At 67.6% G+C, this 21,191-nt stretch carries 18 protein-coding genes; 13 read left to right on the top strand and 5 right to left on the bottom strand.

The genetic code is table 11. From position 1 onward, the window contains the following. The first annotated feature begins 130 nt into the window (after positions 1 to 130). The gene (locus MFF22_RS06050; RefSeq protein ID WP_238248197.1) at positions 131 to 559 is read left to right on the top strand and encodes a cupin domain-containing protein; all 429 of its coding nucleotides are present in this window, start codon (positions 131 to 133) and stop codon (positions 557 to 559) included. 6 nt (positions 560 to 565) lie between these two features. On the opposite strand, the gene yddG is transcribed toward MFF22_RS06050, so the two are convergent. Beyond that, positions 566 to 1,453, bottom strand: coding sequence for an aromatic amino acid exporter YddG (gene yddG, locus MFF22_RS06055; RefSeq protein WP_238248080.1), 888 nt, complete (start codon positions 1,451 to 1,453; stop codon positions 566 to 568). 459 nt (positions 1,454 to 1,912) lie between these two features. On the opposite strand from yddG, the gene MFF22_RS06060 reads away from it, so the two are divergent. The 3 genes from MFF22_RS06060 to MFF22_RS06070 all read left to right on the top strand — a co-directional run bounded on the left by MFF22_RS06060 (position 1,913) and on the right by MFF22_RS06070 (position 6,971). Beyond that, complete coding sequence (locus tag MFF22_RS06060) at positions 1,913 to 3,592, top strand: porin (protein ID WP_238248081.1); 1,680 nt, start codon at positions 1,913 to 1,915, stop codon at positions 3,590 to 3,592. Positions 3,593 to 3,938: 346 nt separating this feature from the next. After that, complete coding sequence (locus MFF22_RS06065; protein WP_238248082.1) at positions 3,939 to 5,315, top strand: 2-hydroxycarboxylate transporter family protein; 1,377 nt, start codon at positions 3,939 to 3,941, stop codon at positions 5,313 to 5,315. 342 nt (positions 5,316 to 5,657) lie between these two features. Continuing rightward, positions 5,658 to 6,971 carry an MFS transporter gene (locus MFF22_RS06070; RefSeq protein WP_238248083.1) on the top strand — a complete coding sequence of 438 codons (1,314 nt, stop codon included), beginning with the start codon at positions 5,658 to 5,660 and terminating at the stop codon, positions 6,969 to 6,971. Between the two features lie 9 nt (positions 6,972 to 6,980). Here the strand turns inward: MFF22_RS06070 and MFF22_RS06075 are convergent, their stop codons facing one another. Further along, positions 6,981 to 7,634 carry a GntR family transcriptional regulator gene (locus tag MFF22_RS06075; RefSeq protein ID WP_238248084.1) on the bottom strand — a complete coding sequence of 218 codons (654 nt, stop codon included), beginning with the start codon at positions 7,632 to 7,634 and terminating at the stop codon, positions 6,981 to 6,983. Positions 7,635 to 7,768: 134 nt separating this feature from the next. Here MFF22_RS06075 and tcuA point away from each other — a divergent pair, with 134 nt between their 5' ends. Then, on the top strand, positions 7,769 to 9,256 hold the full coding sequence (gene tcuA / locus MFF22_RS06080; RefSeq protein ID WP_283206155.1) for an FAD-dependent tricarballylate dehydrogenase TcuA: 1,488 nt from the start codon (positions 7,769 to 7,771) through the stop codon (positions 9,254 to 9,256). Between the two features lie 16 nt (positions 9,257 to 9,272). Here the strand turns inward: tcuA and MFF22_RS06085 are convergent, their stop codons facing one another. Beyond that, complete coding sequence (locus MFF22_RS06085) at positions 9,273 to 10,340, bottom strand: GSCFA domain-containing protein (protein WP_238248085.1); 1,068 nt, start codon at positions 10,338 to 10,340, stop codon at positions 9,273 to 9,275. Here MFF22_RS06085 and MFF22_RS06090 point away from each other — a divergent pair. After that, entirely contained in the window at positions 10,331 to 11,431 is a 1,101-nt protein-coding gene (locus MFF22_RS06090) for a WcbI family polysaccharide biosynthesis putative acetyltransferase (RefSeq protein ID WP_238248086.1), read from the top strand. The genes MFF22_RS06085 and MFF22_RS06090 overlap by 10 nt on opposite strands. A 25-nt stretch (positions 11,432 to 11,456) precedes the next feature. Here MFF22_RS06090 and MFF22_RS06095 read toward each other — a convergent pair whose 3' ends face one another. Then, on the bottom strand, positions 11,457 to 11,852 hold the full coding sequence (locus tag MFF22_RS06095; protein ID WP_238248087.1) for a response regulator: 396 nt from the start codon (positions 11,850 to 11,852) through the stop codon (positions 11,457 to 11,459). A 360-nt stretch (positions 11,853 to 12,212) separates the two neighbouring features. On the opposite strand from MFF22_RS06095, the gene pal reads away from it, so the two are divergent. The 5 genes from pal to glmM all read left to right on the top strand — a co-directional run bounded on the left by pal (position 12,213) and on the right by glmM (position 18,455). Then, entirely contained in the window at positions 12,213 to 12,719 is a 507-nt protein-coding gene (gene pal / locus MFF22_RS06100; protein ID WP_238248088.1) for a peptidoglycan-associated lipoprotein Pal, read from the top strand. Between the two features lie 82 nt (positions 12,720 to 12,801). Continuing rightward, on the top strand, positions 12,802 to 13,800 hold the full coding sequence (gene ybgF / locus MFF22_RS06105; RefSeq protein WP_370877537.1) for a tol-pal system protein YbgF: 999 nt from the start codon (positions 12,802 to 12,804) through the stop codon (positions 13,798 to 13,800). 65 nt (positions 13,801 to 13,865) lie between these two features. Further along, the gene (gene tilS, locus MFF22_RS06110) at positions 13,866 to 14,861 is read left to right on the top strand and encodes a tRNA lysidine(34) synthetase TilS (protein ID WP_370877545.1); all 996 of its coding nucleotides are present in this window, start codon (positions 13,866 to 13,868) and stop codon (positions 14,859 to 14,861) included. A gap of 64 nt (positions 14,862 to 14,925) precedes the next feature. Then, positions 14,926 to 16,848 carry an ATP-dependent zinc metalloprotease FtsH gene (gene ftsH / locus MFF22_RS06115; protein WP_238248090.1) on the top strand — a complete coding sequence of 641 codons (1,923 nt, stop codon included), beginning with the start codon at positions 14,926 to 14,928 and terminating at the stop codon, positions 16,846 to 16,848. A gap of 266 nt (positions 16,849 to 17,114) precedes the next feature. Then, positions 17,115 to 18,455: a phosphoglucosamine mutase gene (glmM, locus tag MFF22_RS06120; RefSeq protein ID WP_238248091.1), complete on the top strand. Its 1,341-nt coding sequence runs from the start codon at positions 17,115 to 17,117 to the stop codon at positions 18,453 to 18,455. A gap of 15 nt (positions 18,456 to 18,470) precedes the next feature. Here glmM and MFF22_RS06125 read toward each other — a convergent pair whose 3' ends face one another. After that, positions 18,471 to 18,806 carry an MmcQ/YjbR family DNA-binding protein gene (locus MFF22_RS06125; RefSeq protein WP_238248092.1) on the bottom strand — a complete coding sequence of 112 codons (336 nt, stop codon included), beginning with the start codon at positions 18,804 to 18,806 and terminating at the stop codon, positions 18,471 to 18,473. A 259-nt stretch (positions 18,807 to 19,065) separates the two neighbouring features. Here MFF22_RS06125 and MFF22_RS06130 point away from each other — a divergent pair, with 259 nt between their 5' ends. Continuing rightward, a complete protein-coding gene (locus tag MFF22_RS06130) occupies positions 19,066 to 19,947 on the top strand; it encodes an outer membrane protein (protein ID WP_238248093.1) in 882 nt (293 codons plus the stop codon). 296 nt (positions 19,948 to 20,243) lie between these two features. Then, positions 20,244 to 21,179 carry an outer membrane protein gene (locus MFF22_RS06135; protein WP_238248094.1) on the top strand — a complete coding sequence of 312 codons (936 nt, stop codon included), beginning with the start codon at positions 20,244 to 20,246 and terminating at the stop codon, positions 21,177 to 21,179. Positions 21,180 to 21,191: the final 12 nt, after the last annotated feature.

The following is a 21,191-nucleotide window of genomic DNA, read 5'->3' on the forward strand; positions in this document are numbered from 1 at the left end:
ATCACCCGTCTGGAAGACCGGCAAGGCGTCGTCGCATGCTCGCCTCCCCGGGCAAGCCGGGCGATAGTGGCGGAGCGCCCGCCACACCGCGGACGATGAGGATACTCCCTTCATGAAAGACATCGCCGCCATGAGCGCTGCCGAGGTGATCGCGGCCCTCGGCCTCCAGCCTCATCCCGAAGGCGGCCATTACCGGGAAACCTTTCGCGATTCGCCCGGCGGCGACGGCCGGTCCGTGGGCACGGCGATCTACTTTCTCCTCGATGTCGGCGAGGTGTCCACATGGCACCGGGTGGACGCCGCCGAAATCTGGCACTGGTATGCCGGCGCGCCCCTCGTCATCAGCGTGAGCCCGAACGGGCACGACGCCTCGGCCCATCACCTCGGACCGGAGATTGGGCGTGGGCAGCGGCCGCAATTCGTCGTGCCCGCCGGCCACTGGCAGACAGCGACGAGCCTCGGCGCCTGGACCCTCGTCGGATGTACGGTGGCGCCGGGCTTCGATTTCGCCGGGTTCGAACTCGCACCCCCCGACTGGCGACCCACACCCCGGTCGTGACCACAGTCACTTCGTTCGGGACGCGCGCACTGCGCAGAGTGCCCCGGCCACGATCAGCAGACAGGACAAGGCCAGCGCCGGCCGGGCCGGGGCGTAGCCCGCCGCCACGAGGACGAGCGTCGAGAGCAACGGGGCGGCATAGGCGGCGACGCCGAGCAGCCTCACGTCACCCCGCTTGCAGCCTATGTCCCATAGGTAGAAGGCGGCCCCCACGGGACCGAGGCCGAGCAGAACGATCGCGGCCCAGGATGTCGGATCCTGGGGCCAGACGGTCCGCTCGAGGGCGAGATGGCAGAGGAGACTCAGCCCACCCGTGGCGAGACAGAACCCCGCCACGGCCTCCGTCGGCACCGCACCGGCCCTGGCCGAGAGAACGGAATAGCCCGCCCAAACGAACGCGGCCGCCAGGGCCGCTGCGTAGCCGGGCAGGGCCGCCGCCGCGAAGGCGATATCACGCCCCACGAAGAGCACGCCCACCCCCGCGAGGCCTAAAGCCGCCCCCAGGAGATGGCCGGGGCGTAGCCCCCGCGATCCCGGCAGCCACGCGGAGAACAGCACGATCAGCAACGGCCAGAGGTAGTTGACCAGTCCGGCTTCGGCCGGCGGCGCAAGGCGAAGGGCTGTGAAGTACAGGGCATGGTAGCCGAATAGGCCCCCAACCCCGAGGAGCCAGACGGAGAGCGGCTGCCGCAGGGCGCCTGCACGCCCTGGCCTCAGCAGGACACCGATACTTCCCGCCGCCCCGCCGATCAGGAAGGTGATCGCCGCGAGCTGAAACGGCGGGATGCCGCCGGAGGCCGACGTGAACAGGGCGAGGAGCGACCACAGCAGGATCGCCCCGAACCCGATCATCGTCGCGCGGGCGGTTCCGCCGGTCAGGGCTGACGTCGTCATCACAGACTCTACTCGGGGGGTCGGCTCGGCCTCGCACCGGGGCGGGACACATTCATGTCCCGGACGTCGCGGGTGCGAGTCGATCATCAGTCATCTGTCAGAAACTTTATCAAAGCCCACAGCGCGGATCATGCCCGAAGAGCATCGGCCACCGCATGAGGCCCGGGACAATTCGGCAAACCCTGCGAAGCTCATGCACAGGACGCAAACCTTTGCCGGCAATAGCCTTCGGCAGATGTTGCTGGTCGGCAACATCACACCGGAACGAGGTGGCGAAAGACAAATGCAAGTTGCGGTCAGAAACCTATTCGCACATTGTGACCGTGCACGGGGGCATCGCCAAAGCGACGGCCCGCTGGAGCCCGCCAATTAAGACGTGGGCCAGACAAAAATAGAACGCGGCAAGATCTGGAACACCAGGCAGTCCGCATCTTGGGTCTCGAAGCTTTGGAGATTATGATGAAGCTCTTGAAGAGCTCTCTTCTCGGGTCGGCTGCGGCTCTTGCCGCCGTCGGCGCTGCCCATGCCGCCGACCTGCCGGTGAAGAAGGCGGTCCCGATCGAGTTCGTCCGTGTCTGCTCCGCCTACGGCGCGGGCTTCTTCTACATCCCCGGCACCGATACCTGCCTCCGTCTCTCGGGCCGCGCCCGCTTCGAGTACGGCTACCAAGCGCCCCTCGGCCGCGGCCAGGGCAACGGTGACTACAGCGGCACCCGCGGTCTCGCCCGCATCAACCTCGATGCCCGCACCCAGACCGGCTACGGCACCCTGCGCGCCTTCATCCGCATCGAGGCCGCCAGCCGCACCGGCATCCCGACCGTGCACTCCGGCACGCAGATCCGGATCGGCAACGCCTTCCCGGGCACCGGCATCGACCAGTTCGGCCGCGTCGAGCAGTACTTCAACACCGACAAGGCCTTCGTGCAGTTCGCCGGCCTGACCGCCGGTCGCGCGTCCTCGTTCTTCGACTTCTATGCCCACGACTTTGAATTCGTGGCCGGCACGTCGGGCTCGGACGTCTACTCCACGAACCTCCTCGCCTACACCGCGACGGTCGGCAACGGCCTCTCCGCCACGATCTCGATGGAAGATCCGAGCTTCCGCCGCAGCCCGATCTACTCGCCGACCTCGGCGCTTGCCGCGACGGTGGGCAGCACCTCGACCGCCATTTTCGGCCAGTCGAACTCGCTGATCCCCGTGGTGCTCGGCGTCAACGCCGCTGGCGTGCCGACCGGCTTCGGCTTCACCGACGGCATCCAGCGCAACCGCATGCCCGACTTCGTCGGCGCCCTGCGCTACGATCAGCCCTGGGGCTCGGCCCAGATCTCCGCCGCCGTCCACGAGCTGAACACCGGCAACGTCATCTCCCAGGGCGGCTTCCTCGGCGTGAACAGCGCCGGCGCGGCCCTCACCGCGGTGAATGCCGTCGCCCCGCGCACGCAGAGCGAGTACGGCTGGGCCGTGCAGGGTGGTCTGAAGGTCAACGCCCCGTTCATCGCGCCGGGCGACGCTTTCTACCTCCAGGGCGCCTATGCCGAGGGCGCGCAGATGTACACCGGCAACGGCTCGTACAACGGCTCCTACGCCATCAACCCGACCTCGATCCAGGGCGCGTCGTTCAACCAGAACTTCTCCGACGCGACGATCAACCCGTTCACCAACCAGCTCCAGCTCTCCACGAGCTTCTCGGTGGTCGGCTCGTTCCTGCACTACTGGGCCCCCGAGTGGCGGTCGGCGGTGTTCGCCTCCTACGGTGAGAACACCTTCGGTGCCGGCGCCCGCGCCGCGCAGGGCGCTTACTTCGGCTTCGTGCCGGGCGCGACCGGTGCCAACCCGGGCAGCACGGCGATCTCGACGCTCGGCGTCGGCACCCCCGGCACGCGCTTCTACGCCCTCAACGGCAACCTGCGCGACACGTACATGCTCTATGCCGGCGCGAACCTGATCTGGTCGCCGGTGAAGGACCTCGATATCGGCGTCGAGGGCATCTACGCGCAGTACGGCGTGCAGAACGGCCGGGTGCTCGACACCCAGAAGTTCAACTACTCCGCTGCCTACGTGAATGCCGGCAACCCGGTGAAGACGATCTCCAGCACCGACGTCTTCCAGGCCCGCTTCCGCGTCCAGCGCGACTTCTAAGACCCGACCGACGCCGGGGGCGAAAGCCTCCGGCGCCGGAGACGGCCCCCGTGAAACGTGGCCTTCGAGGCCCGGCGGATCCGCCGGGCCCTTTTTGTTGTTCAACGTCCGGAAATGCGCGCGAAGACTGGTTCAACGTTCCACAAGCGTCTCTATTGAACGCTGGAAGCCAGCTGGCAGTCGCCTACACTGTGCCGCCGTTGTCGCGTGGGCCGCGTTGCGACCACCCTGGCGCACTGATACGCCTCGGAAGACCTCGCAGCGAAGGCCCCCCGGAACGGACGGGTGTCGGCCACCGCCTGCGAATATCGACCAGCCCGCCAGAGGCCGGACTTCGGAGGACGAGATGAGCACCGCAGCCTCCACGCCGAGCCCGGCGACCGCCGCACCGATCACGGCGCCGGCCTCCCGCCGCTTCTGGCCCGAGGGGTGGTGGCGCGTCATCGACATGAAGATCGGCATCATACCCCTGCCAGTCTACGTGATCCTGGCCGGGCTCATCGCGATCCTCGTGCAGGAAGGCGAGATCAAGCCGGACGGGCCGACGATGATCGCCGTGCTGGCGATGGGCGGCTTCACCTGCGCCGAAATCGGCAAACGGATCCCGATCCTTCGGAACATCGGCGCGGGCGCGATCTTCGCGACCTTCATCCCCTCGGCGCTCGTTTACTACAAGTTCGTGCCGCCGCAGATGGAGAAGGCGATCATCGACTTCACCAAGTTCACGAACTTCCTCTACATCTACATCGCGACGATCATCGTCGGATCCATCCTCGGCATGGACCGGGAGGTGCTGATCAAGGGCTTCCTCAAGATCTTCGCGCCGCTGGCCATTGGCTCGGTCGCTGCCGGCCTCGTCGGCACACTGGTCGGGACCCTATTGGGCATCGGCGCCTACAAGACCTTCTTCTTTATCGTGGTGCCGATCATGGCGGGCGGCGTCGGCGAGGGCGCGATTCCCCTGTCCATCGGCTACGCGGCCATCCTTGGCACGCAGCAGGGCGTGATGTTCGCGCAGGTGCTGCCGCCCGTCATGCTCGGCTCGCTCACCGCCATCGTCCTGTCGGGCACGCTGAATTACGTCGGCAAGAAGCGCCCGCACCTCACCGGCAACGGCAAGCTCCAGCCGGACGCCGACGAGATGAAGTCCAGCGATGCCCAGGCCAAGTCCGAGGCCGCGCGGGCGGGCATCGACCCGGCGACGATCGGGGCGGCGGGGCTCACCGCCATCACGCTCTACCTCCTCGGCGTGATGTGCCATCACCTCGTCGGCCTTCCGGCGCCGGTGGCGATGCTGTTCCTCGCCGTCTTCGCGAAGCTCGCCAGCGCCGTATCCCCCCGGCTCCAGGCGGGCGGTTTCGTCGTCTATAAGTTCGTCCAGGTCAGCATGACCTACCCGCTCCTCTTCGCCATCGGCGTGGCCCTGACGCCTTGGAAGGAACTGATGGCGGCGTTCACCCTGGTGAATCTCATCACCATCATCGCTACGGTCGGGACGCTGATGACGGTCGGGTTCTTCGTGGGGCGGGCTCTCAACATGTACCCGATCGAAACCGCCATCGTGAACGCCTGCCATAGCGGCCAGGGCGGAACCGGCGACGTGGCGATCCTCACCGCGGCCGACCGGATGGCGCTGATGCCGTTCGCGCAGATCGCCACCCGCATCGGCGGCGCCCTCACGGTCACGGGGACGCTCATCGTGATGAAGTGGATCAGCGGGTAGGCATGGTCCGCAGGTCCCACCCGTCTCCGTCATCATGTGGCGCGGTGTTTGGTGCCTCGTAGTGGTCTTAGGTGGGCCCTGGAGGGTGGGCCCTGGAGGGTGGGCCCTGGAGCCCTCCTTCGAGGCCCGCCGGGTGGGGGGCCACGGTGGTGGATGACAGAGATGACCGCAGCCGGCCCTTGAGGCCGGTCAGTAAAAGTGGCATCCGTACTTAATATTCAACTTGAATGCGGATCCACTGTTCTTGCGGTGTGATGCGTCTTCCGGTTTCCCCAAGGTCCGTGCCGCACGCCATCCTCTGCGACCGCGACGGACACTCAGCGCGAATCAGGGAGTGACTCCATGGCCGGTGATCCGGGCGCCATCGATGCGACGGCGCAGTCGCGTCTGGGCGCCATCTTCCGCGCCACGAGCGGCAACTTCCTGGAGATGTTCGACTTCTTCCTGTTCGGGTTCTACGCGAGCGCGATTTCGAAGGCGTTCTTCCCGGCGGGCAACGAGAACACCGAACTGCTGCTCACCTTTACGACGTTCTGGCTCGGCGCTTTGATGCGGCCGCTGGGCGCCATCGTCCTCGGCGCATATATCGACCGGATTGGCCGCCGGAAGGGCCTCATCGTCACCCTGGCGATCATGGCCAGCGGCACGGTGCTGATCGCGTTCTGCCCCACCTATGCAACGCTGGGCCTCGCCGCGCCGATCATCGTCCTCATCGGCCGCCTGCTGCAGGGTTTCTCCGCGGGCGTCGAGATCGGCGGCGTGTCGATCTACCTGTTCGAGATCGCCACGCCGGGCCGGCGGGGATTCTACACCTCGTTCCAGTCCGCGAGCCAGCAGGTGGCGATCATGTTCGCGGCCCTGATCGGCTACGTCCTTAATGCGATGCTGACGAAGGCGCAGATCGCCGATTTCGGATGGCGGATCCCGTTCTTCATCGGCTGCCTGATCGTGCCGTTCATCTTCCTGATCCGCCGGTCGCTGCAGGAGACCCAGGCCTTCGCGCAGCGGCGCCACCATCCGACCACGCGGGAGATCCTGACCACCGTGGCGGCGAACTGGAAGATCGTGCTGCTCGGCATGATGCTGACCACCATGACCACGGTGACTTTCTACATGATCACCGTCTACACCCCGACCTTCGGCAAGACCGTCCTGAAGCTGAGCGAGACCGACAGCCTGATCGTCACCCTGTGCGTGGCCCTCACCAACTTCATCTGGCTCCCGGTTGGTGGGGCGCTGTCCGATGCCATTGGCCGGAAGCCGGTGCTTCTGACGATCTCGATCCTGTCGCTGGTGACCACCTACCCGGCTCTGAACTGGCTGACCGCGGACGCCACCTTCGCCAAGATGCTGATCGTCGAACTGTGGCTGTCGTTCTTCTTCGGCGTCTACAATGGCGCGATGGTCGTCAGCCTGTCCGAGGTCGTGCCGGCCCATGTGCGGGCGAGCGGATTCTCCCTGGCCTACAGCCTCGCCACAGCCCTGTTCGGAACGGCGACGCCCCTCGTCTCGACCTACCTCATTGACGTCACCAAGGATCGGGCGGCACCGAGCTACTGGCTGATGTTCGCGGCCGCCTGCGGCATCCTCGCGACCCTCGGCCTGTTCCGGGGCGGCGGCCAACCGGCCGCAGTCACGGACGCGGCGCGGGCCTAAGCCCGCCTCTCATACCTCCTGCAGCATCATGATCCGCGCCTTGAAGGCCGCGCGGATATGGCCGCGAGCCGCCGCCTCAGCAGCGTCCCCGTCATGGGCGCGGATGCCGGCGACGATCCGCTGGTGCTCGTCGAGGGCCTCCCGGGCACGCTCGGGCGCCGCAAGAGTCGTCGTTCCCGGGAGAAGGACGAGGGACAGGCGCATCGTCTCCAGCATGCCCTGCAGGAACCGGTTTCGGGCGCAGGCGTGGATCTGCCGGTGGAACTGGCGATTGGTGCGGGCCAGCAGGATCGCGTCGCCGACATGGGGGCGATCCCGGGCGACCATCTCTTCCAACACCTCGACCTCGACTTCGCTGGCATAGATCGCCGCGAGCCGGGCCGCCGTCCCCTCCAGCACCTCCCGCAGGTCGTAAAGTTCGCTGACCTGCCCGTAGTCGAGTTGCGCGACGCTCGCACCCCGGTGCGGTTCGTGCACCACGAGACCCTGGGTCTCGAGCCGCCCGAGGGCCTCCCGAACCGGCGTGCGGCTCATCGCGAAGCGCTCAGCCAGTTCCGCCTCGCGGAGGCGGCTGCCGGGCGGGATCTCGCCCTCCTCGATGGCCCGCAGGAGCCGCTCGTAGGCGCCCGTCGCGCTCGATCGCTCGGCCTCCAGGTTCCGCATGGCTCGCCCCCTCCGTCGCGCATGGCCCGAGCCATTCCCAAGCGGAAAACCGAAGACGGTGCAACAAGGGCGAACCCTTGAACATCATTGCATGCGCTAGTATACAAACTTGAAGATCAGATGGGAGGATGGCGGTGGCGAAGCAGCATGATGTGATCGTGGTCGGCTCCGGCAACGCCGCGATGAGCGCCGCCCTCGCCGCCCTTGAGCGCGGGGCCTCGGTGCTCGTCATCGAGAAGGCGGGGGAAGATCTCGCTGGAGGGAACACCGCCTACACGGCGGGTGCCATGCGCTTCGTCTATGAAGGCAACGACGACCTCGTGCCGCTTCTCGCCGACCCGGGCGATCCGCGCCTGCCGCGTACGGATTTCGGCGCCTACACCGCGGCGCAGTTCGAGTCCGATCTGCTCGGCTTCAACGATGGCCGGCCGCTTTCGCGGGAGCAGCGCATCCTCATCGACGAATCTGCGCCGGCCCTCCGGTGGCTCTCGGCGCAGGGCGTGAAGTTCGAGCCCATCTACTCCCGGCAATCCTTCGAGAAGGATGGCCGCTTCGTCTTCTGGGGCGGCCTCACCCTCGCGACCCATGACGAAGGTTTTGGGCTGGCGCGGGCCGAACTGGAGGCCCTGACGCGGGCCGGCGGCGAGATCCGTTACAATTGCCCGGCCACCGGCCTGATCGTGGAGGACGGCGCGGTCGTGGGCGTCGAGACGCCGGATGGGCCCCTGCGGGCCAAAGCGGTGGTGCTGGCCTGCGGCGGCTTCGAGGCCAATGCCGACATGCGCACCCGCTACATCGGCGAGGGATGGGACAAGGCCCGGGTGCGCGGGACGCCGCACAACCAGGGCGACGGTCTGAGCATGGCCCTGGCGCTGGGCGCCAAGGCGCACGGCTTCTTCGGCGGCTGCCACGCCACGCCCATGGACCGGCAGATGCCGGAATACGGCAACCTCGACCTGCCCCACGGGGAGCGGAAGCATTACCGGAAGATCTGCTACTTCCTCGGCGTCATGCTGAATGCGGAAGGGCGCCGCTTCGTCGACGAGGGCAAGGATTTCCGCAACTACACCTACGCCCAGTTCGGCCGGGCGATCATGGAACAGCCCGGCCACGTGGCGTGGCAGATCTTCGACGCGAAGGTCGATCACCTGCTCTACAGCGAGTATCGCTTCCACGACGCGCATTTCGTGCAGGCCGACACCCTGGACGGATTGCTCGATGAACTCGACGGGATCGACCGCGCGGCGGCGCGGGCGACCCTCGCGACGTTCAATGCGGCGGTGGACGCTGACGTGCCCTTCGACCCCACCGTCCGCGACGGGCGCGGCACGAGGGGGCTGCCCCTGCCGAAATCGAACTGGGCGCAGGCGATCGATACCGGCCCGTTCAAGGCCTATCCGGTGACGGGCGGCATCACCTTCACCTATGGCGGCGTGGAAGTTGGTGAGGCCGGCGGCGTCCGGCGCGAGGATGGCGGTGAGATCCCCGGCCTCTTCGCCTGCGGCGAGATGGTCGGCGGGGTGTTCTTCAACGGCTATCCGGGCGGGTCGGGCCTCACCTCCGGCGTGGTCTTCGGCCGCCGGGCGGGCTACGGCGCCGCGGCGGCCGCCGGGAGGGGCTGACCCCCCTCCCCGCCCCTCACGCGACGCTGCGCTCGATCTCCTCCTCGTCGCAGATCACGCCGGCATTGCCTTCGAATTCGGCCGCGAGATCGACGGGGGCCTGGGCCGGCGGAGCAGAGGCGCGATGCTTGGCGAAGGTGGACAGGAACAGCCGCATCACGTGGCGCACGCCGGCATCGTTGATGGTGCGCTGGTCGTCATTGTAGTAGCGCCCCGCATTCACGTTACTGGTGACGATGTCGTAGGCCGGGAAATACACCGCCCGGGGATCGTTGCGCGCCACGACCTCCCCTGCCGCCACCCGCAAGACCGACTTGGAGTAGCTGTTCGACTCCATGACGTGCCGGTCCATGTAGGTCGCGATCATCGGCACCGGGGAAACGGTGAAGATCACCCGCGCCTTCGGGTTCACGCTCCAGAGCCGGTCTAGGAAGCCGTTCAGGTCGGCGAGCACCTCGGCCGCCCCCGCGTTGACGCATTCGTACAGGTCCGGGTCGAAGGTTCCCCCCGCGACGCCCGGCGCCAGGGGCAGGGCCGCCCCGTCCGCCCGCCAGCGCCAGCCCTCCGTGAGCCCGAGGGTCAGCACGAACACGTCGAGGGTCTCGAAGAGGTGCCGGACGGCGGCCAGATGCGCGTCGCGGGCGGCGATCACCTCCGCCTCGCTGGCGAAGCCCTCCGGCTCGACCGTGGGACGGAACGGATCGACGTAGCGCCCGTCATCCCGCAACCACGCCTTCAACTCCGGCTCGAACCGGCAATAGGCCCTGTCGAAGAGCTGCACGAACTGGCGCGTGTAGTAGAGGTTGCCGTATCGGGCGGAAAAGGTCCCGAACTGCCGGGCCGCCGCCTGCGCCTCGGTCATGCCGGGGAGCGGCGGCTCGGTCAGATAGTAGTTGAAGCCCGCACCGCGCACCGCCTCGGCCACCCGCTGCGCGAAACACGAGCCCCCCGTCGCGACCCGATCGCCGGGGGCGATGGTGAAGGCGCCCTTGGGATGAGGATCGACCGCAAAGGGCGGTACGTTCGTCACGACCTTGCGCCAGAATCGCTCGGCCGGTAGACCGGTATACGGATTTGTCGCCATCGCCGACCCTTCTCAACGCGGTGGCGGACTACGCCTCCACTGCCTTCCGCTCAAGACCAGCGCGCATCGTGGCCCTGACCGATCTGCCGAGGCGCGCCCGCCAAGCCTTCTCCCTGTCGGCCCCTTCCTGGGCGACAGCGTGGCGGGACAGGTCCCGTCGAGCCCCCCCGCGCACCGGACCCTCCATCGCCGTCATCGGGAACTGCCAGGCGAGGGTCCTCGCCCAGGCCATGCGGCTGCTCGCGCCTGAGAGCCCCGTCCGGTACCTGTCGATGGGGACGCTGAAGCGTGACCACGGTCATCTTGACGGTCTCGCCCGCCTGCTGCGCGGCCATGATCACGTCTTCAGCCAAGCATTCCCGGCCGGGCTCATCCCGGGCGGCGACAGCGCGCAGCTTCGGGAAGCAGTGCCGCGCCTGACGCTGGTGCCCTCGATCGTCTTTTCCGCCTTCCATCCCGACATGGTCTACGCGGGCGCTGCCTCCGACCTCGCGGCTCTCAAGCTCGCGCCCTCCCCCCTCGGGCAGTATCACTCGGCCATCGCCCTCTTCGCCCACAGGCTCGGTCTCGATGCCGGGAAGACGGTGGCACTCTTCCGAGAGGAGGTGTTCGGCCGCCTCGGCTATCTCGACCACTGGGATCCCGCGGTCCGGGAACTGGCGGCGGCGGCGGCGCAGGTCGGCTTCCCCCTCGACCGGGAATTGACGCGCTGGGCCCGGCGAGGCGCGTTCATGCACCTCATGAACCACCCGAAGGCCTTCGTGCTTGGCGATATCGCCAAGCGGCTCCTGCGGGAGGGCGGCCTGAGCCCGGAGCCCGTCGAGGTCGAGGATTACCTCGGCGACGAACTCACGCAGGATGTGGTCTGGCCGATCTATCCGCCCATCGCCGAGCAGTTCGGCCTCACCGGATCGTACCTGTTCAAGGCGAGGGCGACGGCGGGTCACTTCCCGGTCCTCTACGACCTCCCGGGTTTCATCGCGGCGAGCTTCGCGATGTACGACGGCCTGTCGGCGGGGGATCTGCATTGCCCGCGGGTCGAAGCGTGGCTTTCGGCGCCCGACATCGTCGCGATGTTCCGGGCTGGCTAGGGCCGAACCGAAGCCGGGCAGACGGTCAGCCCACGGCGTGCAGCGGCATCGCGCCGAGGCCGGCAACGACCGATTGCACCATCGCATCGACCTCGCGGACCTGGAACGGCTTGCGCAGGAACAGGCCGCCGGGAACCCCGCTGCGTCGCATGGACATCTCGGTCGAGGTGTAGACCACCGGCCGATCAGCATGGATGGCCCGGAACGCCTCGGCCACCGTCCATCCGTCGATCAGGCCCGGCAGGTGGATGTCGGTGAACAGCCAGTCGATCTCGGCGCCCCGAGCCCGCAGAAGCGTGAGGGCGGCCTCGCCGCTCGAAGCCTCCAGGACCCGGACGCCCCGGGTCTCGCACAGGCTCGCGATGATCTCGAGCAGAAGATAGCTGTCCTCGACGATCAGGACGCTTTTGGCGCGGGGCATGGCGGGCGACCTGGTGAACGCGAAGGCTCAGACTTGGCCGGGGGTATTAACAACCTGTTAAGCACGATTACGATGCTTGGAGACTTCCTGCCGGCGTGTTGCCGAACTGCCACCGCTGCCGCGAAATCATTAGCACCGTGCTCGTCCGCCGTGCCCGAGCCTCATTCGGGGCGCCTGAGCGGGAATGGGTGCGGCGGCGCACCCGGCGACGGGACCGGACGGTCGAAGGCCCCGTCCGGCGTGCCGCGCTGAACCCCCGCTTAACCATCGCAAGCTTAATGGGACGCAGGCAAACGGCCGCGATCCAGCCTCGAAGACCCAAGCCGGCCTTCGGCACCGCGCGAGGAGTTTTTGTACACGATGTCCGCGATCCTTACCCGGCGCCTGCGCGCCGCCGCCCTCGGTCTCTCGGTCTGCGCCGCCCTCGGCCTCGGCGCCTGCAGCAAGGACAGCGACCTTGCCGACGCCTCGGCCTTCGGGGCCGGTGCCGCGACGCCGGGCAGCGCCCAGGACTTCGTGGTCAACGTCGGCGACCGGGTGTTCTTCGAATCGGATTCCACCGATCTGACGCCCACCGCCACGGCCACCCTCGACAAGCAGGCGGCATGGCTCCAGCGCTATCCGCGCTACACGTTCATCGTGGAAGGCCATGCCGACGAGCGCGGCACCCGCGAGTACAACTTCTCCCTCGGCGCCCGCCGCGCCCAGTCGGTGTTCGACTACCTCACGACCCGCGGCGTCGCCGCCGGGCGGATGCGGACCGTCTCCTATGGCAAGGAGCGCCCCGTGGCGGTGTGCAACGACATCTCCTGCTGGTCGCAGAATCGCCGGGCGGTGATCGTCCTCGACAAGGGCGCGGGGGCCTGATCGACCGGTCCGGCCGTCTTTTTGCCGCGGACGGGGGGTTCTGATACGGCGCTCCCCGCCCGCAGACCGCAAGTCGAGCACCATGCAGCCCCGCCTTCTCAGACGACTTCTCGCCGCATCCATGATCCTGCCGGCCCTGTTCGGGCCCGCGGCGGCACAGGAGGATGCCTCCGACATGGTCGTCAGGCTGGGCCGGCTTGAAAGCCAGTCCCGGACGATGTCGGGGCAAATCGAAACGCTCCAGTACGAGAATCGCCAGCTCAAGGAGCAGCTGCGCAAGTTCCAGGAGGACGTCGAGTTCCGCCTGAACGAGGCAAAGGGGGGCGGCAAGCCGGCCCGCGGCGCGTCGCCTGCACCCGCCGTATCCCCCGCCCCGGCAGCGCCGGGCTCGATCAATGGCGGCAATCCCGGCTTCAACCCGGCGCCGTTTCGTCCGCAAAAGCGCGGGGACGCCTTCGACCCCTCAGACAACCCCGATGCGCCCGGCGCACCCATGCGCCTCGGCGCCGCCGAACCCTCGGCCCCCCTGCCGCAGAGGGAGACCGCCGAGGCGGCTCCCCTCCCCCGGGCGGCGATCGATGACAATGCCGACGGCGGTTACGACGACCCCGTGGATCTGAACCCTCCCCGGCGCACCGAGGCGATCCCCACGGCACCGCGTCCGAGCGAGAGCGTGGCATCCACCGGCACGCCGAATGCGGCGGCCGATTACGACGCCGCCGTCGAGCTGATCCAGTCCCGCCAGTACGAGCAGGCGGAGATGAGCCTGCGCCAGTTCCTTCAATCGCACCCCCGGGACGGGCGCGTGCCCGGCGCGACCTATTGGCTCGGCGAAAGCTACCTTGCCCGGGGTCGCACCCGCGAGGCGGCCGAGCAGTTCCTGAAGGTGTCCACGGATTACGCCCGCTCGCCCCAGGCGCCGGAAGCGATGCTCAAGCTCAGCGTGTCCCTGAACGCCCTGGGCGCCAAGGAGCAGGCCTGCGCCACCCTGGCGGAGCTCGAGCGCAAATTCCCGAACGCCGGGACTGGCGTGCGCCAGAGCGTGACCCGGGAACAGAAGCGGGCCCGCTGCGCGGCGTGACCGGGCCGGATGATCCGGTCCTCGATGCCCTGCGCCCCTGGCTGCGTCCGGGTCGAGGGAACGTGATTCTGCTGGCCGTCTCCGGGGGCCCGGATTCCACTGCCCTGATGCACGCGGCGGCCGTGCTCCGGTCGGAGACGCCCCTCGCCGTCGCCACCATCGATCATCGTCTGCGCCTGGAGGCGGCCGCCGAAGCCGACGCCGTCGGGCGGGCCGCCGCGTCCCTCGGCTTACCCCATGCGATCCTGCCCTGGGTGGGGGAGAAGCCCCACACGGGCCTTCAGGACGCCGCCCGTGCCGCCCGTTACCGGTTGCTCGCGGCCCATGCCGCTTCCCTCGGGGCCGAACTGATCCTCACCGCCCATACCCGCGACGATCAGGCCGAGACCGTCCTGATGCGGCTCGCTGCGGGAAGCGCCCTCGCCGGTCTCGCCGGCATGCGCCCCGAGCGTCGCCTGGGGCCGGGCCTGAGCCTCGGACGTCCCTTCCTTGGCCTCGACAAAGCGATACTCGTGCATTGGTGCGAGGCGCGGGGGATCCCTTTTGTGCGCGATCCTTCAAACACGGACCCACGCTACTCCCGGGCGCGGCTTAGGGCTGCGGCGGAGATCCTGGCCGCGGAGGGTCTCACCAACGCAAGGCTGGCGCGTCTGGCCGAGCGCGCGGCACGGGACGAGGCTGCCCTCATACAAGCGGCGGAAGACGCCCTCACTGCCATGGCCGTATTGGGCGACGACGGGGCGGTCCGCCTCGATGGGCTGGCGCTATGCGCCCTCCCGGATGCGGTCGCCCTGCGTTGCGTCGATCTGACCATCCGTCGGGCCGGGGGAGCGGGGCATCGCCTCGAACGGCTCGAGCGCCTCGTCCTCACCGGGCTGCTTCCGGCGTTGCGCGCGGGCCTGCCGGTGCGACGAACCCTCGCGGGTCTGATCGTCTCGACGGATGCCCGGGGGCGGATCACCTTGCGGACGGCCCCTCCGCGGAAGAATGCCGGGCCTGCGGCACCCGCGACCGACTTACTTGGCAACGCAGACCCCCCCGCCTACATTGGCGATGCGTGATCGGACGGGCCGGCGCTGCTGCGCGAGGGCTATCTGGGGGACCGCGCGCGCCAAGGATTGATCGATGAACCCGAATTTCCGCAATTTCGCCTTGTGGGTCGTCATCTTCCTGCTTGTGCTGGCCCTCGTCACGCTGTTCCAGAATCCGGGGCATCGCGGCGGCGGCAGCGAGATCGCCTACAGCCAGCTGCTGAACGACGCCGATGCCGGCAAGATCCAGTCGGTGGTGATCTCCGGGCAGGATGTGTCGGGCACCTATGTCGGTGGCGGCAACTTCACCAGTTACGCGCCGAACGACCCGAACCTCGTCACCAAGCTGCAGGGCAAGGGCGTGCAGATCACCGCGCGCCCGCCGTCCGACAACACGCCCTGGTTCATCCAGCTCCTCGTGAGCTGGCTGCCGATCCTCGTGTTCATCGGCGCCTGGATCTTCCTGTCGCGCCAGATGCAGTCCGGTGCCGGACGGGCCATGGGCTTCGGCAAGTCGAAGGCCAAGCTCCTGAACGAGGCGCATGGGCGCGTCTCCTTCGATGACGTCGCCGGCGTCGAGGAGGCCAAGGAGGATCTGCAAGAAATCGTGGAGTTCCTCCGCGACCCGCAGAAGTTCCAACGCCTCGGTGGCCGCATCCCGCGCGGTGTGCTCCTCGTGGGTCCGCCCGGCACGGGTAAGACGCTCATTGCCCGCGCGGTCGCGGGTGAGGCGAACGTGCCGTTCTTCACCATCTCGGGCTCCGACTTCGTGGAGATGTTCGTGGGCGTCGGCGCCAGCCGCGTGCGCGACATGTTCGAGCAGGCCAAGAAGAACGCCCCCTGCATCATCTTCATCGATGAGATCGACGCGGTCGGCCGGCATCGCGGCGCCGGCCTAGGTGGCGGCAACGACGAGCGCGAGCAGACCCTGAACCAGCTCCTCGTGGAAATGGACGGGTTCGAGGCGAACGAGGGCGTGATCATCATCGCGGCCACCAACCGCCCCGATGTCCTCGATCCCGCACTGCTGCGTCCCGGCCGGTTCGACCGTCAGATCATGGTGCCGAACCCGGACGTTACCGGTCGCGAGCGCATCCTGCGCGTGCACGTCCGCAAGGTGCCGCTGGCGCCGGACGTCGACCTCAAGACCATCGCCCGCGGCACGCCCGGCTTCTCGGGCGCTGACCTGATGAACCTCGTCAACGAATCGGCCCTGCTCGCCGCCCGCCGCGGCAAGCGGATCGTGACGATGCACGAGTTCGAGGACGCCAAGGACAAGGTGATGATGGGTGCCGAGCGGCGCACCCTGGTCATGACCGAGGACGAGAAGCGGCTGACCGCCTACCACGAGGGCGGCCACGCCATCGTCGCCCTCAACGTGCCGGCGACCGACCCTGTGCACAAGGCCACGATCATTCCCCGTGGACGGGCACTGGGCATGGTCATGCAGCTGCCCGAGCGCGACAAGCTGTCGATGTCGTTCGAGCAGATGACTTCCCGTCTGGCGATCATGATGGGTGGTCGTATCGCCGAGGAGATGACCTTTGGCCCTGAGAAGGTGACGTCCGGCGCCCAGTCGGACATCGAGCAGGCGACGCGCCTCGCCAAGATGATGGTGACTCGCTGGGGCTTCTCGCCCGAGCTCGGCACCGTCGCCTACGGCGACAACAACGACGAGGTCTTCCTCGGCATGTCGATGGGCCGCCAGCAATCGGTCTCGGAGGCCACTGCCCGGAAGATCGACGCAGAGGTCCGCCGCCTCGTGGAGGCAGGCCTCGAGGAAGCCCGGCGCATCCTCTCCGAGCGCAAGGACGACCTCGAAGCCCTGGCCCAGGGTCTGCTCGAGTACGAAACCCTGTCGGGTGAGGAGATCCGCAACCTCATCAAGGGCCATCCGCCAGTCCGCGACGGCGGCGATACGCCCTCGACGCCAGCCCGCCCCTCCTCGGTTCCCTCCGCCGGCCGCGGCCGTCCGAAGGAGAGCGACGGCGGCCTGGAACCTCAGCCGCAGGCCTGAGTGAGGCAACAGGGTTCAAACGAGATGGGGGGCGCCGAGAGGCGCCCCCTCTTCGTTTGCTCGACGCGCCATACCCCGTCATTGCGAGCGCAGCGAAGCAATCCAGGGATCCGCCTCGTGCTGAAGCGTCCCGCGTCCCCGGGTTGATTCGCTGCGCTCGCAAAGACGGTGGCGGAGCCCGCCCGACCGCGACCGGGCTCTCGGCCGGTGGGCAAAATCTGTTATTGTCGTGGGAATGCGCCCGGTACGGCGCGGGAGATGCGACGTTGCGCAAGTATTTCGGGACCGATGGCATTCGCGGCCGGGCGAACGGAATCATCACGCCGGAACTCGCCCTGAAGGTCGGGCAGGCGGCGGGGCTTGTGTTCCAGCGTGGCGATCATCGTCACCGGGTGGTGATCGGCAAGGATACACGCCTCTCGGGCTACATGATCGAGACCGCCCTCGTGGCGGGCTTCACATCGGTCGGCATGGACGTGCTGCTCCTCGGCCCCGTCCCGACCCCGGCGGTCGCCATGCTCACCCGCTCGATGCGCGCCGATATCGGCGTGATGATCTCCGCTTCTCACAATCCGTTCGAGGACAACGGCATCAAGTTGTTCGGGCCCGACGGCTTCAAGCTGAACGACGAGGTCGAGCGCGAGATCGAGGCGCTGATCGACGCCGAACTGCATAAACGGCTCGCGGCATCCTCCGACCTCGGCCGGGCGAAGCGCATCGAATCGGTCCATGCCCGGTATATCGAGTTCGCCAAGCGGACCCTGCCGCGCTCCGTCACCCTGGAAGGTCTGCGCGTGGTGGTCGATTGCGCCAACGGCGCGGCCTACCGGGTCGCGCCGGAAACGCTCTGGGAACTCGGCGCGGACGTCATCAGCATCGGCGTCGAGCCGGACGGGTTCAACATCAACAAGGCCGTCGGCTCCACCGCGCCGACTGCGCTGGTCGAAATGGTCCGTGAGCGTCGGGCCGACATCGGCATCGCGCTCGATGGCGATGCCGACCGGGTGCTGATCGTGGACGAGAAGGGCCATGTGGTCGATGGCGACCAGCTGATGGCCGTCGTCGCCCGCTCTTGGAAGGAGGACGAGCGCCTCACCCAGCCGGGCATCGTCGCCACGATCATGTCGAATCTCGGCCTCGAGCGCTTCCTCGGCGGTCTCGGCCTCGGACTGGCCCGCACGGCGGTGGGTGACCGGTACGTGCTCGAGCATATGCGCGAGCACGGCTACAATCTCGGCGGTGAGCAATCCGGCCACATCATCATGTCGGACTACACGACCACCGGCGACGGGCTCGTGGCGGCCCTGCAGATCCTGAGCGTCGTCCAGCGCAGCGGGAAGCCGGTGAGCGAGGTCTGCCACTGCTTCGATCCGCTGCCGCAGATCCTCAAGAATGTCCGCTACCGCTCCGGCGAGCCCCTCCGGCATGATGCGGTGGTGACGGTGATCGAGCAGGCCCGAGGCCGTCTCGGGCAGTCCGGTCGCCTCGTCATCCGGCCCTCCGGGACAGAGCCGGTGATCCGCGTCATGGCGGAGGGCGATGACCGCAACCTCGTGGCCGAGGTCGTCGACGAGGTGGTCGAGGCCGTGTCCAAGGCCGCTGCCTAAGAACGGGCGCGGCTCTCACCCCTCGTACTGCGCCACGAGGTCGGTCGGCGCGGTGATGCGCCACGCGGCGAGCAGGGCCTCGCGGAGAGTGTCCTCCTCACACTCGATGAGGTCGAGGTTCGTCCAGCCCCTTCGCCCCCAGGCGCCGTCGAGGGGTTGAAAGAGATCCGGCTCGTCCTCGCAGAAAGCCGCTTGCGCCTCGGGCGTCAGGCGGAGGACCACGCGGTCTTCGTCGATCCAGAACGTGGCAAGCACCCGGCCGCCAACGCGGAAGTCCGGATTACCGCGATGGACCCCTTCGCTGACGCCGGGCAGGAGGCGCGCGAGGCCGCGGAGATCTTCGCCGGTCATCGCCCTCCCCTTTTTCGCGGGTGCAGCCGCCGTCCCGGCGCCATCTTCTGCCGGTCGCGGAAAGCCGCGCGACTTCCTTTACGAGGTGGCAACATTTCGCTGGGGTCTCCAGGCTTTCCACCAATGCTCGCCATAGTCGAAATCTCTGGCAAGGATAAAACTTAACGTTAAGCTCGATTTAAGACGTTCCGGGCATCCTCACGATCGTCTCTCAGCCGGCACTAAGCTTCCGGCACGCGATATGAGTGAAGGAATCCTTATGGCCCGCTCCAAGCTACATGCTGTGGTGCGCGTGGCGACGCTGGTGGCGAGCGTCGGCGCACCCTGTCTCGCCGTCGCCGCGGATCTTCTGCCGCCGCCCCCGCCGCCCATGCCGGAGCCGGTCGATTTCGCCGGCGGCTGGTATCTGCGCGGCGATGTCGGCGCCAGCATCTACACCTCGCCGAAGTACCGGGCTGCCGACCTGCCAAACACGGTGTTCTTCAACGAGAGCCAGTCGGGCGGCTTCTTTGCCGGCGTCGGCGTCGGCTACCAGTTCAACAACTTCCTGCGTGGTGACGTGACGGGCGAGTTCCGGTCCACCGACCTGCGCCTCACGAGCTACAACGATTTCGGCTGTGGCTGTAACAACGAAGTCACCGGCCGCAACTTCAACCTGACGAACGGCCATTACAACGCAGGCGTCGTCCTGGCCAACGGCTACTTCGACCTCGGCACGTGGTACGGCATCACGCCCTTCGTCGGCGGCGGCGTCGGCGTGGCCTTCAACTACCTCGAAGGCTTCACCGACAGCGGCATCACCAACTTCCGCACGCCGTACACCTACAACCAGCCGACCTCGCCGGGTTACTTCAAGGCGAAGATGACGGACAGCTTCGCCTGGGCCCTCCATGCCGGTCTCGCCTACGATGTGACCCCGAACTTCAAGGTCGAATTGGCCTACCGCTACCTCAACATGGGCCACGCCTCGACCGGGTCGCTGACCTGCCTCGATGTCGCGTCCTACGCCTGCACGACGGTGGTCAAGGCCAAGGAGCTCGAGGCGCACGACATCAAGATCGGCCTGCGCTACCTCCTGGGCGCCGCCATCGTCCCCGCGCTGCCGCCGCTCATGCCCGAGCCGCTGGTGCGCAAGTACTGATCGGAACACAGCTTCTTCTGATGACGGACGGCGCGGGTCTCCCGCGCCGTCCGCGTTTGTGAATGGGGCAAAGTCCCCTGCCCCGCCGCGAAAGACGGTCCGACATCGCACTCGATGAGATGCCGCAGATTAGTTCGGCATCGATGACAAGACGCGATTCTGACGGCCGTTTGAGGGCTGTGTTCAAGGCAGGACAGCCGAGGAATGCGTACGGCAACGCTCAATTAAGGTTACTGCGCTATCCCGATGACGTGGCGTGAAGACTCAACTGCTTCGCAGCCCCGGGGATTGTTGGGATGCGTAAGATCATCGTATCGCTGTTCGCCTTGAGCGCAGCCGGGACGGCGCAGGCCGCCGATCTCGATTACGATTACCTCCGCGGCGCGGATTACGACCCGCCGCCGGCCCCGACGATCGACTGGAGCGGCGTCTATGTCGGCGCGCATGGCGGCTATACGTCGGGGGCCTTCTCCCAGCACAACGCGGTCCAGTCGACGCTCGCCAGCTACTTCGCCAACCGGGATATCGAGAGCCAGTACAACGTCTCGAACTGGGTGTCCCTGCCGGGCAGCCGCGGCCGCGGGGCGAGCTACGGCGCCTTCGCCGGCTACAACTTCCAGATCGACGACGTCGTCATCGGCGTTGAGGCGGACTACACCCATACCGGGCTGACCACGGCGTCATTCTACCAGATTGCCCGGAACATGACGACGACGGGCGGCATGCTCGAGAACGTGGCTTTCAACGCCGCCTCGAAGACCGAGATCGAGGATTACGGCACGATCCGCGGCCGGGCGGGCTACGCCATGGGCAACTTCCTGCCCTACGTGACCGGCGGCCTCGCCGTCGGGCAAGTGCGGTTCACCGACAGCGTGGCCGTCCAGAATTACGGCTACAACGCCACGACCTATAGCGCGAACCAAGCGCTCACCACTGGTTTGCCCCAGGCGGTCGTCAACCACGGCTACACGAGCTTCAACCAGAACTACCCGCAGCCTTACACGACCCCGGCGGGCGGTGGCGTGCAGACCGTCCCGGCGGCGGCCACCAACCTCGTCGCCAACAACAGAACGAAGACGGTGGGTGGCTTCGCGGTCGGCTTCGGCCTCGAATACGCCATCACCCCACAGATCCTGCTGCGCGGCGAGTACCAGTTCGTGAAGTTCCAGAGCTTCAATGGCCACGAAGCCGAGCTGAACACCGTTCGCGGCGGCGCCGCAGTCAAGTTCTGACCGTTCGCCGCG

The sequence above is a fragment of the Methylobacterium persicinum genome, assembly GCF_022179525.1.
Classification (GTDB): Bacteria; Pseudomonadota; Alphaproteobacteria; order Rhizobiales; family Beijerinckiaceae; genus Methylobacterium; species Methylobacterium persicinum.